Genomic DNA, 17,347 nt, shown 5'->3' with positions numbered 1-17,347 from the left:
GCTACACAACATGCGGGTGTGGCGGAATTGGCAGACGCGCAGGACTAAGGATCCTGTGGTAGAAATACCGTGGAGGTTCGAACCCTCTCACCCGCATCATAGTAAACACCAACTTCAACAGAGGTTGGTGTTTTTTTGTGTTTAAATACCAGGACGATGGAGTGAATAATAAAAAATGCATCTGAAATATAAAATTTTCAGATGCATTCTTAAATTTAATTCATTTGAATACTTAGTTTCGCCATTAGAAGTGGAGATATTTTTTGGCTGGTTTAGTACTAACTAAAATATGCCCATTATGGATGGAATATAGCATTTCATCACGTTCATTTAAAGTTGTATAGAAATCAGGCGCATTAAAAACTAGTAAGTTAGCTGGTTTACCAACTTCAATACCATACTGATCAGTTACGTGCATAACTTTAGCACCGTTATGGGTAATGAAGCGATATGAATTAAGAATTTCACTATAACCCATAATTTGGGTCGCATGAAGCCCCATATGAAGTGAATCAAGCATATTACCATTGCCCATTGGGTACCAAGGATCTTTAATGTCATCTTCACCAAAAGCAACGTTAATCCCATTGGCATCAAGTTCTTTGACTCGGGTAAGGCCACGCCGTTTTGGATAAGTATCAAAGCGGCCACCAAGATACATATTAATTAGAGGATTAGCAACAAAGTTAATATCAGACATTTTAAGCAGCCGCATTAATTTATAGACATACGCATCGTTATATGAACCCATTGCAGTAGTATGTGAGGCGGTTACTTTTTCTTTAAGTCCGGATTCAAGAGCCAAAGTGGCCATTGTTTCAAGGCCGCGAGAGGCTGGGTCATCGATTTCATCAGTATGGGCATCAATGAGTAAGTTATATTTTTGGGCTACTTCAAAGGCGAAGTGTAATGATTCGACACTATATTCTCGTGTGAATTCAAAGTGTGGAATGGCACCGATCGCATCGACACCAAGCTCAGCCACTTCAATCATTAATTCCTTACCATGTGGGAAAGAAAGAATCCCTTCTTGAGGGAAAGCAACTAATTGTAAGGTCATCCAATCTTTTACTTCTTCACGGACTTCAATTAACGCTTTTAAGGCTGTTAAATCTGGATCAGTGACATCAACGTGGGAACGGACAAATTGGAGACCGTTACTAGCTTGGAGCCGTAAAGCCGCAATTGCACGTTGCTTTACATCGGCATGCGTTAACGTTTTTTTACGTTCTGACCAAATTCGAATACCATCAAACAATGTCCCACTTTCATTCCATTCAGGATCACCAGCTGTCATGGTTGAATCAAGATGAACGTGGGGATCAACGAATGGTGGAATCACAAGTTTACCAGCTAAATCAATTACTTCTTCACCAGCTTGCGGTTCGAGGTGTGCTTCGATTGCGGTAAATGTAGCATTTTCAATGCGAATATCTTTTAATTCTGAAAAATTTTCAATGTGTACTTGTTGTAGTAGCATGTGAAGTCTCCTTTGAAGGGTGGGTTGATCAAAGTATACCATTTTTATAGCTTAATTTTATTTATTTGCTATAATGATACAAATACCTTTTTAAGATGGTCCAGTGAGTCCAACAAGAGCACAGTTTAAATGCAAAAGTTAGTTAATAACTTAAAAAAGACAGTGTGCGGCTGTCTTTTTTTATGGCGTTTTTTAAAGGTAAAATATAAATTTCTGAGGAAACGCAAAATGAGTAATAATGAATTTGGTCGTGTGATGTCAATCCCGATGGAGCAAAGAAAAATGTCACATTGGGATATGTTTGCGACTTGGATTGGTGCAAATGCTAATAACGGAACTTGGTATATCGGTGGTGTAATTGCAGCTGCTGGTATGTGGACAGGTGCGACCGCTTTAATAGTTGCAGGGATTTTATCATATATTTGTTTAGGTTTTGCAAGTTATATGGGATATAAAACCGGTTTACCAGCAATGGCTTTAACACGCGCATCATTTGGATTAAAAGGCTCTTTTATTCCGTCAATTATCAATGTTGTTCAATTTATTGGTTGGACAGCTGCCAATACATTTATTGCCGCAATTTCAATTAGTGTTATTTTACATGATGTTTTTGGATTGGCAATATATCAAAATCATGGCTATTTAGGTATTACAATTGGAATTTTAATTATGGGTATTCTACATTTAATTTCAATTTCGTTAGGTCAACGATCAATTCAAATGATTGAACGAATCGGAATTATTCTTGTTTTTGTTTTTGTAATTTGGGAAACAATTGTTGTCTTTCAACACGTTTCTTTTACATCGATTGCACATTGGCAACCTAAAGCCAATATTCGTTTAAGTTTCGGGAATGCCATCGATGTGTTAGCAGCATTTAATTTAGCTTGGGTTACTGCTGCTGCTGATTTTTCACGCTTTACACCTAACGCTAAGGCAGCAACAACAACGTCATTCTTGGGTGCAAACATTGGCTTGTTTTGGTTTGCTTTCATTGGTTTATTCGCTACAATTGCGACGGCCATTACCCTTAATAGCTATGATCCAAATAATTCGGATCCGTCAACAATTGCATCCAAATTAGGCTTGGGTATTATTGCATTACTTGTAATTGTTATTACATCAACAACTGCCAATGCGGTTAATTTAATGGCCGCTGGTTCAGCATTGACGAATATGTTCAAAAAATTAGATCTAACTCCCGCATTATGGATTGTTACAATTATTGCGACTTTTGTATCATTTGTACCTTTGTTTTTTGCTACTTTCTTGGATGCATTTACAAGTTTTCTTGATTTAATTGGGATGTTTCTTGGCCCAGAAATCGCTATTTTTTTTAGTAGATTTCTTTATTATTCGTCACCAAAAGTATGAAACTACAGAATTTACTAAAGTAAACGGTAAGTACTGGTATCAAGGTGGATTTAATATTTTGGCGGTAGGAACGTGGATTATTGGGGTTATAATATTTTTTGGTATTTCAATGATCCCAGCAATTAAAGATAGTATTGGGGCAACATTTATTACGATGATTATTACGGGTATGATTTATTTCTTAGTAGCTAAAATTGGTCAAAATAAAAAAGCTTGATTTAATAATAAAAAATAACCTCCTAATAGCAACTTAGGCTATTAGGAGGTTATTTTTTATTTGGTAACAATCCCTTGTGGGCTGAGCTTATTATCGACTTTACCTTGAGTCAATACGATAATGGCTGGTAATAAAGTTAATGCAGCTAAAAGTGAGAAAGCGGTATCTAAAACCGTAATTAACACAAATGAACTTAAGACCGGGAAACTAACAAAGATAATAGCAAAGAAACCACCAATTACAGTAAGACCAGAAACGGTAATTGCTTGACCGACTGATTGCACCGCTTGGATAACGGCTTCTCGGACTGATTGACCTTGCATTAATTCTTCACGGTAGCGTTCAATAATTAGGATGGTGAATTCAGTTCCAATACCGAGCACTAAGGCACTTAAACCTAACGTGAGGGGATTGTATGATTGACCTAATAAATATAAAGTTAGTGGTGAAACCCCAAGAACAACGATAATTGGGAAGGCTGGTAATAACGCATGACTAAAACGGCGATAGATTAATGTTAGTAAAATAACAATTACCATAATGCCTGCTAACATCATTAAAGTTCGGTTAGATGAAATGTTATCCAGACCAACTAACATGAGGACTTGCGCACCAGCGGGTACAATTTGATAATTTTGATGTGCTGTTGCTGTATTAAATTCACGCGTAATACGCTTCATTAATTTATTTTGGTCCGCTGAAGATAAGTGGCTACCAACTTTAAATTGGATCATGGCGTAATGATGATTATGACTAATCATTTGTTGACGTAATGCCGCCGGTAAACTAGCAATGTTTGCGTTAATTTGTGGTTGTGAGGTAGTGGTAAATGAACCAAACATTTGGTGATACGTACTAGTAATGGTCGTAGCATCAATAATATCAGTATGCTTGTTAACAATTTGCGTAGTTAATTTATCAGTTGCTAACAAAGTTGATTTACGAGTGACATTTGGTGCTTCAACTAAATAAGTAATGTAATTAGTTGACCCCACCTGTTTTTGCAGATATTTAGTATTTTCAAGTGCTGGCATTTTTTTAGGAATCATGTTCATTAAGTCTGTTTCAACGGGAACATTATGTTCCACGGTGAAACCGGCAATTCCAACGACTATACCTAATAACACGACAATGAAGGCGTGTTTAGTAACAAAGCGGGCATAAATTGCGAGGAGGTTACTAATGAAATTATTTTGGTGCGTTGCTTTTACAGGTATATTTTTACGATCAAGGAGCCGTAATGTGGCAAACATTAAGAAAAATTCAACGATATAAACCGCTAGAACCCCGATAGCGAGGGTTAAACCAAATTGTTGCATGAGAGGTGCTTTTGATAAAAACATGGTTAGAAATGTACACATCATAACAAGTAAAGCACTGCCGACACCGGGCCCCATTGCCACAATTGCTTGTTTAATTGCATCAGTTGCAATTGGATGTTTACGATACTCTTCTTCATAGCGATTTTGAAATTGTACCCCAAAGTCAGTTCCTAAACCAATTAGAATTGGTAAAGTTGCCATCGTTGCCAGAGTTAATGAAATATTAAACCAACCCATAATTCCAAATGACCAAATGAGCCCAATTAAGACAAAAAGTAATGATAATAAGCGGCGGCGGACATGGAATACTAAAGCTAAAATAAGTACCATCATGATAACGGCGAGTCCAAGCATAATAGCCATGGTTGTCATAACTTCACCAGAAATATTGCCTAAAATTGCAGGTTGACCCGCAACACGAATCGTAATATTTTTGATTGGGTGTTGATTAATCGTTTTATTTAAAGCATTAACTAGTTGGACATCACTATCCATATCGGCTTTATCAAGAGTTGCTAATAATAATAGATGTTGGCCATCTTTTGGTAATAATGTTGCAAGATTAGAGTTAACATGACCATTGTCGAGAATTAAATCTTGCAGTAACGACGTTGACATCTTTTCCACACTAGGTAAGTATGCGAGCATACTTTGGGCGAGTTGTGCTTGTTGTTGTTTGGTTAATAACTGTTGGGTGTATTGATTTAGTTGTTTTTGCTGTGGTTTAGTTAAAATACTCGTTAAATTAGCAGTAGAACCTTGATGAGCAATGGTAAGTTGCTGAGTTGAAGTTAACAAACTAAGCGTATAAGTTTGTAATTGGGCCTTTTGTTCAGTAGTCAGGCTAGTTAATAAATGTTGTTGGATACGAGCTTTAGCAGTTGGACTTAAATTAGCCATAATGTCAGCTTGTAACTTATGTTGCTTTGTTGGTGATAGATTAGTGTTATTAGCGAGTTTAGTAGCGCCGGTTGATTTTAATTGTTGATTTAACAGTGTAATCACACTAGTTGTATGGCTGATATGTGGTACATCATGTAATTGCTTTTCAAAATCAGCAATCGCCGCAAAGGTTTCGTGATTTATTACAGAACCATGCTTGGCACTAAATAGCAGATAAGCGTTATCACCGCCAAAAGATTTTTGTGCTTTTTGTGTATTTTGATAGACAACGGAATGTGCATTAACAAAAACGTCATTTCCCATCTTAAGCTGAATCTTAGGTAAACCTAAGGCTAATACCGCCGTGATGACTGCGATAATCGTAATGACTACTTTGGGATAGCGGATAATCTTATCGCTAAATTGCCTAAAAATTTTTTGAATCATCTTTTTCACTCCTAAATTAAAAATTAATATGGTTTATTTTAAATAAAAGTCAAAGGGGATGTAAGCATCAAAATGCAACGAGTGTCGCATTTTGGTATCATATAATTATGAAAAAATATGAACAGACCCATCAAAAGATATTAACTGTCGCAGAAGAGTTATTAGTATCAAATCAAAAAAATAAAGTTAGTGTGGAAAAAATTAGCAATGCAGCTAGGATTAATCGAAGTACTTTTTATCGACATTTTCCGGCATACAATGACCTAATTGGTGAAATTGTGCGAGTTAAATTATCAGAAATTAGTAATGAGCCAAACGGGGTTGTGGTGGAAATGCAACGGATTTTTGATGTTATTGAGGGAAATTTCAAATTATTTCAACATATTCTTAATCAAGTGGATGATTTTAAATATGTATTTCAACAATTATTATTTGAACGCATTAAATATATTGGATTAACTAATTTTCGTGGTATAAATCTTGAAAGTCCGGCTGAAGCGGAATTAATATATCGTACGGTGGTGGCGATTTTTAGTGCTTGGATTGAAAATCCAACAGTGATTTCGAAGGAGGATATTATAATTTTTGCAGAGAAACACTATCTAAACACGAATGATTAGTTGATTGTCAAACTTATAATTAATTTTTTAGGGTATAATGAAGATAATAATAAAAAATGAGGTGTTTGATAATGCGTAAATCCGTTTATTTTAATCATGATGCTGGGGTTGATGATTTAGTATCATTGTTGATGTTACTTGAATCACCAGAGGTTGAATTAATTGGAGTGGGGGATGTGCCCGCCGATTCATATTTAGAACCTGGGGTTGCGGCTAGTCAAAAGATTATTAATCGCTTTGGTAAAAATAAACAACTTACGGTGGCGGCTTCAACGGCTAAAACTAATGATCCATTTCCAAAAGAGTGGCGGATGGATTCATTTACCGTTGATGCGTTACCAATTTTAAATGAATTTGGGACTGGTGAAGTCCAAATTGCCAATCAACCCGCCCATTTGGATTTAGTTGATAAGTTAATGGCAGCTGATGAACCCGTAACGTTGTTATTTACAGGTCCGTTAAGTGATTTAGCAGCTGCACTTGATGTTAATCCAGCAATTGAAGCTAAGATTGCTCGCTTGTATTGGATGGGGGGAACATTTGGTGTCGGAAATATTGCGGAACCCGAACAAGATAATACAGCAGAATGGAATGCTTTTTGGGACCCACAAGCAGTAAAACGAGTTTGGGATACCCAAATTGAAATTGATATGGTGGCGCTTGAAAGTACTCATCAAGTACCATTAACTAATGCTGACCGGTTACGTTGGGCTAAGCAACGCCAATATGTAGGCCTTGATTTTATCGGCCAAGGGTATGCAATTGTTCCAACGTTGACGCATTTTGAAACAAATTCAACATATTTTTTATGGGATGTGTTAACGACCGCCCATATGTTAAATCCGACGTTAACGAAGACCAAAGTTGTTAATTGTGATGTTATTACAACTGGTCAAAGTCGTGGGCGTACGTTTGTGACACCAACTGGCCGGCCAGTTAATTTCGTATATGATGTTAATCACGATGCTTTCTTTGAATTTTTAGAAATGGTTATTAAACGTGCGCAATAATAAAAAAACATGCAGTAAATGCATGTTTTTTTATATTCCTTTAATTTAGTCACCGTACTCTAAAAACAATACATACGATTAGAGTTTTTTAAGTGAAGATACGTTAAAATATATTTAGCGAAAGTATAGTTGGGAGACGACTAATGAAACAAGCAATCAAAATTTTATTAATTGAAGATGAACACGATTTATCGAATGATATTAAAGCGATGTTAGGTGATTTTGCTGATATTGACCAAGCCTTTGATGGTGAAGATGGTGAATATCAAGCTTTAGAAGCACCATATGATTTAATTATTTGTGATTTGATGTTACCACTACAAAATGGTCTTGATGTAATTAAACATATTCGGGGGCATGAAATTTCAACCCCGGTTTTAATTTTAACGGCTAAAGATAGTCTAGATGACAAAATTGTCGGTTTTAATATTGGTGCTGATGATTACTTAACAAAACCATTTCATCGAGAAGAATTAATTGTACGTGTCCAAGCCTTACTACGGCGGGCTGGGGTATATTCTGAAGATCACCAATTACGGACAGGTCGAGTTGAAATGAATCTTGAAAATCGTAGTGTTGCGGTTGGTGGTGAAATTTTGAAACTGGTCGGGAAAGAATTTGATATTTTAGCTTACTTAATTCAAAATAAGAATATTATTGTGACCCGTGAACAAATTTTTGATCGTATCTGGGGCATTGATTCTGATACGACAATGAACGTAGTTAATATTTATATTAATAATTTACGTCGCAAGTTAGAATCAGTTGGTGAAGAACATTTGATTAAAACTTTACGAAACATTGGGTTTATCCTAGAGGAAAGCGATGAGTGAACTAGTTAATAACAAACAGCGTTTACGGATGTTTATTAGTGAAGCGGTAGTTTTTTCGATGATTTTTGCAGTCTTAGGGATGATTGTTTTATTAACCTTTAGGCAAATTTTATATCGCTCAGCGGATAATGATTTACGGACGGCCGCCTATAATTTACGGACAGAAAATACGTTGCCTAATCCGGCAAATTTTAAAACCCTTTCGTTGTTATTTAATGATAAAGGTAATATTGTTAATTTCAATGAATTGGGTGATCGTAGTACACCGTTGGCTAAAATTCGAATGGATAAAGATGGTGTCAATGAGATTCATAATATTCGCTTGAATGGTTCGGTCTATTTCCGGTCGGTGCTTGTTAAGCTTCCAAATCCGGTTACCGACGGAGTCCAGACGGCAACTTATGCCCTTTTGATGGAAAATATTACATCAGAACGTCAAAGTGTCTCAAGTTTTGCTCGGGTGATGTTTGTAGCCTTTCTAGCATTTACAACCTTGACTATTTTTGTAAGCTGGCAGTTATCGCAACGCTATATGCGACCAGTATTAAAAGCTTGGCAGCAACAACAAGATTTTGTTAATAGTGCCGCGCATGAGTTAAAGACACCGTTAACAATTATTCAAAATAAATTAGAACTATTGTTGACTAAACCCAATGCTCAAATTAAAGACCAATACGATGGTGTCATAATGGCATTATCTGAAATACGCCGATTAAATTCACTATCAGCAGATATGTTGACGCTTGCTAAGGCACATTCAAACATGGCGGTAATTAATCGTGAACCAATTGAATTAGCTACGTTTATTAATCAAGTTATTGAACCGTATAGTGAGATTGCGCAGTTAGATGATAAACAATTTACAACTAATTTAGCAGCAACCGGAACAGTTATGTTTGATCGGCAACGAATTCACCAATTACTAGTTATCTTACTTGATAATGCTCTTAAGTATACGGAGCCAGGCCAAGCCATTAGCTTGGAGACTAGTATCAAAAATAAGCAATTAATTATTGCTGTTAATGATACTGGCCGAGGGATATCTGATGAAGGTAAGAAGCATGTATTTGACCGCTTTTATCGGGAAGATAAATCTGGTTCACGGGCGACTGGTGGAACTGGTTTAGGATTGTCAATTGCACAGTGGATTGTCGATATTCATAAAGGGAAAATTGTCGTTGAAGATTTCAAGCCGCAAGGCACAACGTTTAGAATCTCACTACCAATCAAGTAGGGGATATAAATCTTTACTTGTTATTGCATTAAAATTGATAAAGCCGTAGTACAATGAAGGCCTAATGAAAGGAAGTATCAATGAATAAAACTGAAACTAAACCATATCTAGATTTACATGATCATGTGATTCAACAATTAGCAATTCACGATATCACACCAAGTGAGATTGGTGAAATTGTGTATGATTTACAAAAAGATTATATCTTACAATTGACACCAGCATTGGCAACTGATGCAGTGGAACATGTATTGGCTAAGCGGGAAGTTCAAAATGCGATTTTAACAGGCTTAGCATTGGATTCACTAGCTAATGAAAAGTTATTACCCGAACCACTCCAAACAATTGTCGAAAATGATGAAGGTCTGTATGGGATCGATGAACAAATTGCGATGGGGATTACTTCGGTGTATGGCTCAATTGGGATTACTAATTATGGGTATTTAGATAAAGTTAAACCGCAATTGATTGGGCGCTTAAATCAACATAAGGGTGGTCGTGTGAATACGTTTGCTGATGACTTAGTAGGGGCAATTGCTGCCGCGGCGGCAGCTCGGATTGCCCATAGCCATCCTCAAGAAGTGCATGATAATTTTGGAATAAAGGATTAAATAAGTAGAGTGCGACACTCCCTTGGGAAAATACGAGCACTACTGACAGATACCGTAATGGGCTATACAGCTAAAGGTATGTGGTGGTAGGTACAGTATTTTGAGGGGAGGTCGCACTTTTTGGTTATGGTTATAACGATGCTTATAAAATTTATCTAATTATAAATATCAGAGGAAATAGCGAAATGTGTTTAAATATTGGCATTGATAGGATTGAAAAATGTAAAATGAGGTAAGGTAATTATTGTAATTATTAGTAATAAATTGTTTTAATTCCTTGCTATCTATAGCAAACGAAAGTATACTTGATAAGTTATATGTTGTAAGTTGAAGCAAGCTCAGCTGCTGTGCGCTTTAAGCGGAACGGATTTTTCGTAGCCAGTTAGTAATGCAAGCTTCATGTATATGGAGGAAATATTTTGAAATTTTCAGAACTCGGTCTTACACAAGACCTGTTGACAGCCATCGAAAAACATGGCTATGTTGAAGCAACCCCAATCCAAGAACAAACAATTCCGTTGACTTTACAAGGAATCGATGTGATTGGACAAGCCCAAACTGGTACTGGTAAAACAGCTGCCTTTGGGTTACCAATCTTAGAAAACATCGATCCACAAGGTGGTTTGCAAGCCTTAATCATTTCACCAACACGTGAATTGGCTATTCAAACACAAGAAGAATTGTACCAACTTGGTCGCGATAAGCGGGTTAAAGTACAAGTAGTTTACGGTGGTTCTGACATCCGTAAACAAATCAATGGTTTGAAAAACCACCCCAACATCTTAGTTGGTACTCCTGGTCGTTTACTTGACCACTTGAACCGTAAGACTGTTAAGCTTGACTCAATTAAGAACTTGGTTCTTGATGAAGCCGATGAAATGCTTGACATGGGATTCTTAGATGATATTGAATCAATCTTGAAAGCCGTACCTGCAGAACGTCAAACAATGTTGTTCTCAGCTACGATGCCACCAGCTATCAAGCGTATTGGTGTGCAATTTATGCAAGATCCTAAACACATTAAAATTGAAGCCAAAGAATTGACAACTGATTTAGTTGATCAATACTACGTTAAGACTAAAGAATTTGAAAAGTTTGATGTTATGACTCGTTTATTCGACGTTCAAAACCCTAACTTGACAATCATCTTCGGTCGTACTAAGCGTCGTGTTGATGAATTAGCTAAGGGTCTTGAAGCACGCGGTTACCGTGCTGCTGGTATTCACGGTGACTTATCACAACAAATGCGGATGAAGGTTCTTCGTCAATTCAAGGGTGGCGAACTTGACATCCTTGTAGCAACTGATGTGGCTGCTCGTGGTTTGGATATCAAGGACGTTACTCACGTTTACAACTACGATATTCCTCAAGATCCAGAAAGCTATGTTCACCGTATTGGCCGTACTGGTCGTGCCGGTGCTCACGGAACTTCATTAACTTTTGTATCACCAAGTGAAATTGATTACTTACGTGATATTGAAAAGTTAACTAAGAAGCGGATGTTGCCATTGAAGCCACCTACAAAGGAAGAAGCTTTAGCTGGGCGTATTGCAACTGCTCTTGGTGAAGTTGAAAATATCATTGGTCGTACTAAGACTGAAGGTATCGAAGAACAAATCGCTAACTTGGTTAACCAATATGATTCTGAAACATTGGCTGCTGCATTATTAACTGCTGCTGCACGTCCAGATTCAGAAGCAGTACCAGTTAAGATTACACCAGAACGTCCATTACCTCGTAAGAAGGGTAATGGTGGTGGCTACCGTGGCGGAAACCGTCGTGGTGGTGATCGTCGTGGTGGTGATCGTCGCGGTGGTGATCGTCGTGAAGGTGGTTACCGTGGTCGTCGTGAAGGCGGTCGTGGTGGCGATCGTCGCGAAGGTGGCCGTGGTGAAGGTCGTCGTGAAGGCGGCTACCGTGGTGGCCGTGATGGCGAAAAACGTGGTGGATTCCGTGGTAACGGTAACGGTTCACACGGTCGTCGACCATTCACAATTCACGAAAACAACAACGACTAATTAGGAGTTGTTAAACCTAATATTCTATGAATATATGAAGAGCGCACTAGGTGTAAACCTGATGCGCTCTTTTTGTTGATTGGTAAAATTTAGTAAATAATCAACAATAAAATTTTCGGTAATATTATCTTATAGTTTTGTTATTTGGTATAATGAACTGATAAATAAAATAAAAGTTATATAAATGTTGGAGTAACCATGATTTATGGATTGGGAATTGATTTAGCTGACATTGATCGGGTATGGGATTTAACCGTTCGCAAACCTGAATTTATGGCTAAATTTTTAACTCCTCGGGAACAGAGTGAATTGACGAAATTTAAAGGAATGCATGCTGCGGAATTTGTTGCTGGTCGTTGGTCAGCCAAAGAAGCCTATAGTAAGGCTTTTGGTACCGGAATCGGTCGGGAATTAAGTTTTTTAGATTTAGAAATCATCAACAATGAAGTAGGGCAACCAGTATTTACGAAGCATCCGTTTACCGGGCGAGCACATGTGTCAATTACACACACAGATAAATTAGTGATGACAGAAGTTATTTTAGAACAAGTGTAGTGATAATATAGAGGTGAAATATAGATATGGCAATTGGGATTCATCGGCCAACCAAAATTACATTAGATACAGATGCATTGGTACATAACATTAATGTTGCCAAAGCACCGTTTGCAGATGATATTAATGTTTTTGCAGTTGTTAAGGCTAATGCATACGGACATGGAGTTCGTGAAATTACACAAATGGCAAAACAAGCGGGAGTAACCGGGTTTGCAGTTGCCATTTTAGATGAAGCTTTAGAAGTACGTGAATTAGGTTATGAAAAGGAACCGGTTCTTGTATTAGGGATTACTTCAATTGAATATATTGTTGATGCAGCGATTAATGGGATTTCTTTAACCGTTGGTGATTTAGACTGGCTTAAAGCAGCACAACCAATTTTAGATAGTGAAGATATTCCGCCATTAAAGGTTCATTTAGCAGTCGACACTGGAATGGGGCGGATTGGCGCACAAAATCCAGTTGATTTAAGTGAAATGGTGAAATTTTTACGTAACCATCCACGGGAATTTAATTTTGAAGGAATGTTTACACACTTTGCAACGGCTGATGCGGTTGACGAGGCTTATTTTGATAGCCAAGTAGCCAACTGGGAGGAAGCTATTAGTGTGGTTAATCCTTTACCTAAATATGTTCATGCAGCTAATTCGGCGGCTACTATTTGGCATCCTAAAGCGATGCAAACTAATGTTTTACGTTTAGGAGCGGGCATGTATGGGTTTAACCCATCAGGGACAGATTTATCTGCACCAATGTTAAAACCCGTGTTATCATTAACTACAGAGATGGTATTTGTGAAGCAACTGGCCAAGGGGAAGTCAGTTAGCTATGGGGCCACTTACCAAGCCACTGAAAATGAGTGGATTGCAACATTGCCAATTGGCTACGCCGATGGCTTTCTTCGACGTATGCAAGGTTATCATGTCCTTGTCGACGGTCAAAAAGCCGAAATAGTAGGTCGTGTTACCATGGATCAGATGATGATTCGGTTACCTAAAAAGTATGCTGTTGGTACAGAAGTAACAATTGTCGGTGAAAATGGCGGCCAAAACTTATCACTTGTAGAATTGGCAACGTATGCTAATACTATTCCCTATGAAATCGTAACGAATCTTTCAACGAGAATTAAACGCGAGGTAAAATAGGATGGCAAAGACTGAAATCAAGCGTGGTGATATTTATTACGCTGACCTTTCACCGGTAACTGGTTCTGAACAAGGGGGCACACGACCTGTTGTGATTGTACAAAATAATATGGGGAATTATTATTCACCAACAGTAATTGTTGCGGCAATCACTGCCAAGGCATCAAAATCAAAATTACCAACCCATATTCTTTTGCCAACCGAAGAGGGGATTGCTAAAGATTCAGTCATTTTACTAGAACAGTTACGCACGATTGATAAGAGTCGTCTTAAAGATCGAGTTTCACATTTAGATACTGAGGTTATGAGTAAAGTTGATGTCGGACTTGCGATTAGTCTAGGATTAGTAACGGATAGTCGGACTTACGAAGAAGTAAATCGGTCTAGTGAACATTTAGAGATGGTGGATACACCAGAAAATAAATAAATACACGGGCTCCATAATTATTAACGGTTACGGCTGATAATTGTGGAGCTTGTTTGTGTAGAGTGAATATTCTCAGGAGAAATTATGAATTTTTATGATCTAACATATTTAGAACATCAAGCAGCGGTAAATAATTATTTACAAACATTTATCATTGGGTTAGCGGTGTTAAGTTTTATTATTTTAACAAGTTTGTACATATTTAAGCGCCTAAAACGAAAATATCGCGATTTAAGTATTATCATCTTTTTATTTTTAACTTTTATGTTTGGATTACAATATACCGACTATACGAAGTTGAAAAGCCAAGATACCCAATCAACACAAATGATTAATTTTGTGAAGGCCATTGCAGCAGAACGGCATCTTAACGTTAAAGATGTCTATGTAAATGCGACCCAACTTACCGATGGAATAATTGTTAAATTGGGATCAAGTTATTATCAAATTAAACTAACTGCAGATCAGTCATCATATGTTTTGGTTCGGACGCATTTATTGGTTAAAGTGACGATTGTAAGAGAGGAAGGTTAACAGTATGCAACTATATAGTCCGATTATTATTAAGCTTGCTTTAGGGATATTATGTCTAATTCTACAAATTAATTTGTTGGGAAAGGGTAATTTAGCACCGACTTCAGCATTGGATCAAGTGCAAAATTATGTGCTTGGGGGTATTATTGGGGGTGTTATTTATAATGATAGTATTTCAGTTCTACAATTTTTCTTAGTATTAGTTATTTGGACCCTACTAGTTTTAATTGTTAAATTTGCCAAGGAACATAATCGATATGTGCGCTTTGTCATTGACGGGCGGCCAATTAGCTTAGTTGAACGTGGTAAGTTAAATATCAGTAGTTGTTTGAAAGTTGGTATGTCAGCTAATGAGTTAATGTTTAAGCTCCGGATGCAAGGAATTTATGAAATCAATCAAGTTAAACGCGCAATTCTTGAACAAAATGGGCAAATAACAATTATCAAATTTGGTGAAGATAATATTATTTACCCAATTATTGTAGATGGACAAGTCGATTTTGATGCGCTTAGTTTGATTAAACGTGATGAATTATGGTTACACGATCAGTTAAAAAGTCAAAAACAACACGATGTCCGGAAAATATATTTAGCAGAATATGTTAATGGTCATTTGATTATTCATAATTATATTAGTTAATATGAAAAAGGTCGTAATTACCAAGTTTTAGCTAACTTAGTAATTACGATCTTTTTATTTATGGTTAATACCTTATTCGAAAAGAAATTTCATAACCGCCTTTTCAACTTTGGGATTACGTTTTAATTTAGAGTGTTGCGCATCAGCACCAATAAACTCTTGCTGTTGGTAGGATGCACCGTGTGTTGTTAAATATTTGAGTGCTTGGGCTGAGTTAGTTGGGACCCTTCCATCTGAATTAGAACCATCATCGAGGTTACCAAAAATATTTAAGACATGTGTGGTTTTTGGGAAGGTGGTATGGAGCTTACTAATATGCGTGAACATATCACTTTTAATCGTTGGTTCACCAGTTGCGGTAAGTGGTGAACGGCTAGCTTGCGTATTACCACTATTACCACCCATAAAGCTATTTGAGATACTAGCAATGGCAACGTACTTATTTAAAGTTGGTAATTCAGGATTATTAGCATTGTTTAGTAAATATTCTGCCAATGTGCTATTTCCCATTGAATGCGCAACGACATTGAATTGTTTGAAATGGTATTGGCGATGTAGTTTTTTAAGGATTGCCTGCAAGACAACTGCATTATGGGCAGGGTTTCCATTGGTACTATCATCGAAAACAATGTTAATGAGGGGATTATTCCGTTTAGCAGTTAGGGTACCACTGGTTGTTAATGTATCGTTGGCACGAACGTGAATCGTTTCAACTTCGGTCCCAAGTTTAGCTGCTTCAATTGATTTAATCATGGGTTTCATTGAATCTGCATCCCCGCCAAAACCATGTAAAAATAAAGTTGGGTTATCCGTGAATTGGGCATCAACAGGAGCTTTTTTGACTAATTGCTTGGCTGACGTACAGCCACTTAGAATTAAAAAAAGCATGATAGGTAAAAGCGCCAATAGATATTTTTTATTGAACATGTCAGACCTCCTAGATTGGCATAAGTTTATTATACCTTGTTTACTAAATTTACATGCGGCTAAAATTTTTACTCGTTATCAAAAGTGCTATACTACCTTATAAGTGATAATAAATTAAAAGGGGTTTCGATTATGAAGACAGGCACAACGATTATTGAATTAGACAATGGGTATCATCTTTGGACCAATACACAAGGTTCCGGTAAAATTCACTTATTAGCACTGCATGGTGGCCCTGGTGGAAATCATGAATATTGGGAAGATACCGCTAAACGTTTAGCGGCACGTGGCTTAGATATTCAAGTGCATATGTATGATCAATTAGGATCATGGTATTCTGATCAACCAGATTTTTCTGATCCTAAAAATGCTAATATTTTAACATATGATTATTATATTGATGAAGTTGAAGAAGTTCGACAAAAATTAGGGATTGATGACTTCTATTTGATTGGTCAAAGTTGGGGTGGTGCGTTAACTCAATTATATGCTTTGAAATATGGCCAACATTTAAAAGGGGCCATTATTTCATCAATGACAGATAATATTGAGGAATATGTTGTTTCGATTAATCAACGACGTGAAGAAGCATTGCCGGCGGACGCAGTTGCTTACATGAAGACTGTGGAAGCAGCTGGTAATTGGGAAGATGCACAATATCAAAGTTATGTGCAAATTCTCAACGAGCAATATGTTGACCGTAAGCAACCAGTTTTACCAACCCACTTAATTTCAACTATGGCAACTGATGTGTACGGTCCATTCCAAGGTGATAATGAATTTGTGGTCACAGGAAAATTAAAAGAATTCGATTTACGTGATCAAATTCAAAATATTACAGTACCAACATTAGTGACTTTTGGAGGTCATGAGACCATGCCAGTCGCAACTGCTGAACGGATGGCTAAACAAATTCCACATGCGCGCTTGGCCATTACCCCAGATGCTGGCCACCATGCTATGATGGATAATCCCGATGTATACTATGATAATTTAGCACAATTTATTAACGATGTTGAAAAGAACACTTTTAAATAATAGTTATGACCGTACCTAATATGGGTGCGG

15 protein-coding genes, 1 tRNA gene and 1 pseudogene are annotated in these 17,347 nt (G+C 37.1%); 14 read left to right on the top strand and 3 right to left on the bottom strand.

Features of this window, described 5'->3' with window-relative positions; all coding sequences use genetic code 11:
* Positions 1–12: 12 nt before the first annotated feature.
* Positions 13–96 (top strand) — tRNA-Leu (locus LQZ75_RS05265).
* A 148-nt stretch (positions 97–244) separates the two neighbouring features.
* Here LQZ75_RS05265 and codA read toward each other — a convergent pair.
* Positions 245–1,480 carry a cytosine deaminase gene (gene codA / locus LQZ75_RS05260; RefSeq protein ID WP_230096787.1) on the bottom strand — a complete coding sequence of 412 codons (1,236 nt, stop codon included), beginning with the start codon at positions 1,478–1,480 and terminating at the stop codon, positions 245–247.
* A gap of 228 nt (positions 1,481–1,708) precedes the next feature.
* On the opposite strand from codA, the pseudogene LQZ75_RS05255 reads away from it, so the two are divergent.
* Positions 1,709–3,071 (top strand): annotated as a pseudogene (locus LQZ75_RS05255) (cytosine permease).
* A 56-nt stretch (positions 3,072–3,127) separates the two neighbouring features.
* On the opposite strand, the gene LQZ75_RS05250 reads toward LQZ75_RS05255, so the two are convergent.
* Positions 3,128–5,722: an efflux RND transporter permease subunit gene (locus LQZ75_RS05250; RefSeq protein ID WP_230096786.1), complete on the bottom strand. Its 2,595-nt coding sequence runs from the start codon at positions 5,720–5,722 to the stop codon at positions 3,128–3,130.
* A 107-nt stretch (positions 5,723–5,829) separates the two neighbouring features.
* Here LQZ75_RS05250 and LQZ75_RS05245 point away from each other — a divergent pair, with 107 nt between their 5' ends.
* From LQZ75_RS05245 to LQZ75_RS05195, 11 genes are all read left to right on the top strand, one after another.
* Entirely contained in the window at positions 5,830–6,342 is a 513-nt protein-coding gene (locus tag LQZ75_RS05245) for a TetR/AcrR family transcriptional regulator (protein ID WP_230096785.1), read from the top strand.
* 71 nt (positions 6,343–6,413) lie between these two features.
* Positions 6,414–7,352, top strand: a complete 939-nt coding sequence (locus tag LQZ75_RS05240; protein ID WP_230096784.1) for a nucleoside hydrolase — start codon at positions 6,414–6,416, stop codon at positions 7,350–7,352.
* 143 nt (positions 7,353–7,495) lie between these two features.
* Complete coding sequence (locus tag LQZ75_RS05235; RefSeq protein WP_230096783.1) at positions 7,496–8,185, top strand: response regulator transcription factor; 690 nt, start codon at positions 7,496–7,498, stop codon at positions 8,183–8,185.
* A complete protein-coding gene (locus LQZ75_RS05230; RefSeq protein WP_230096782.1) occupies positions 8,178–9,419 on the top strand; it encodes a sensor histidine kinase in 1,242 nt (413 codons plus the stop codon). Before LQZ75_RS05235 ends, LQZ75_RS05230 begins: the two co-directional genes overlap by 8 nt.
* An 80-nt stretch (positions 9,420–9,499) precedes the next feature.
* Positions 9,500–10,030, top strand: coding sequence for a phosphatidylglycerophosphatase A family protein (locus tag LQZ75_RS05225; RefSeq protein ID WP_230096781.1), 531 nt, complete (start codon positions 9,500–9,502; stop codon positions 10,028–10,030).
* 419 nt (positions 10,031–10,449) lie between these two features.
* Positions 10,450–12,048: a degradosome RNA helicase CshA gene (gene cshA, locus LQZ75_RS05220; protein WP_284707488.1), complete on the top strand. Its 1,599-nt coding sequence runs from the start codon at positions 10,450–10,452 to the stop codon at positions 12,046–12,048.
* A 198-nt stretch (positions 12,049–12,246) separates the two neighbouring features.
* A complete protein-coding gene (gene acpS / locus LQZ75_RS05215) occupies positions 12,247–12,603 on the top strand; it encodes a holo-ACP synthase (RefSeq protein WP_230096780.1) in 357 nt (118 codons plus the stop codon).
* Positions 12,604–12,629: 26 nt separating this feature from the next.
* A complete protein-coding gene (alr, locus tag LQZ75_RS05210; protein WP_230096779.1) occupies positions 12,630–13,751 on the top strand; it encodes an alanine racemase in 1,122 nt (373 codons plus the stop codon).
* Between the two features lies 1 nt (position 13,752).
* Positions 13,753–14,178 (top strand): type II toxin-antitoxin system PemK/MazF family toxin, encoded by a 426-nt coding sequence (locus tag LQZ75_RS05205; protein ID WP_230096778.1) that lies wholly within the window; start codon positions 13,753–13,755, stop codon positions 14,176–14,178.
* Between the two features lie 84 nt (positions 14,179–14,262).
* On the top strand, positions 14,263–14,712 hold the full coding sequence (locus LQZ75_RS05200) for a DUF3290 domain-containing protein (protein ID WP_230096777.1): 450 nt from the start codon (positions 14,263–14,265) through the stop codon (positions 14,710–14,712).
* Positions 14,713–14,716: 4 nt separating this feature from the next.
* Positions 14,717–15,352, top strand: a complete 636-nt coding sequence (locus LQZ75_RS05195) for a DUF421 domain-containing protein (protein WP_230096776.1) — start codon at positions 14,717–14,719, stop codon at positions 15,350–15,352.
* A gap of 72 nt (positions 15,353–15,424) precedes the next feature.
* Here the strand turns inward: LQZ75_RS05195 and LQZ75_RS05190 are convergent, their stop codons facing one another.
* Positions 15,425–16,279 (bottom strand): alpha/beta hydrolase, encoded by an 855-nt coding sequence (locus LQZ75_RS05190; RefSeq protein WP_230096775.1) that lies wholly within the window; start codon positions 16,277–16,279, stop codon positions 15,425–15,427.
* 132 nt (positions 16,280–16,411) lie between these two features.
* Here LQZ75_RS05190 and LQZ75_RS05185 point away from each other — a divergent pair, with 132 nt between their 5' ends.
* A complete protein-coding gene (locus LQZ75_RS05185) occupies positions 16,412–17,317 on the top strand; it encodes a proline iminopeptidase-family hydrolase (protein ID WP_230096774.1) in 906 nt (301 codons plus the stop codon).
* Positions 17,318–17,347 lie beyond the last annotated feature (30 nt).

The organism is Periweissella fabaria (assembly GCF_918814575.1).
Lineage (GTDB): Bacteria > Bacillota > Bacilli > Lactobacillales > Lactobacillaceae > Periweissella > Periweissella fabaria.
The sequence above is the reverse complement of the archived record's forward strand: the minus strand, read 5'-3'. Positions and strand labels throughout refer to the sequence as shown.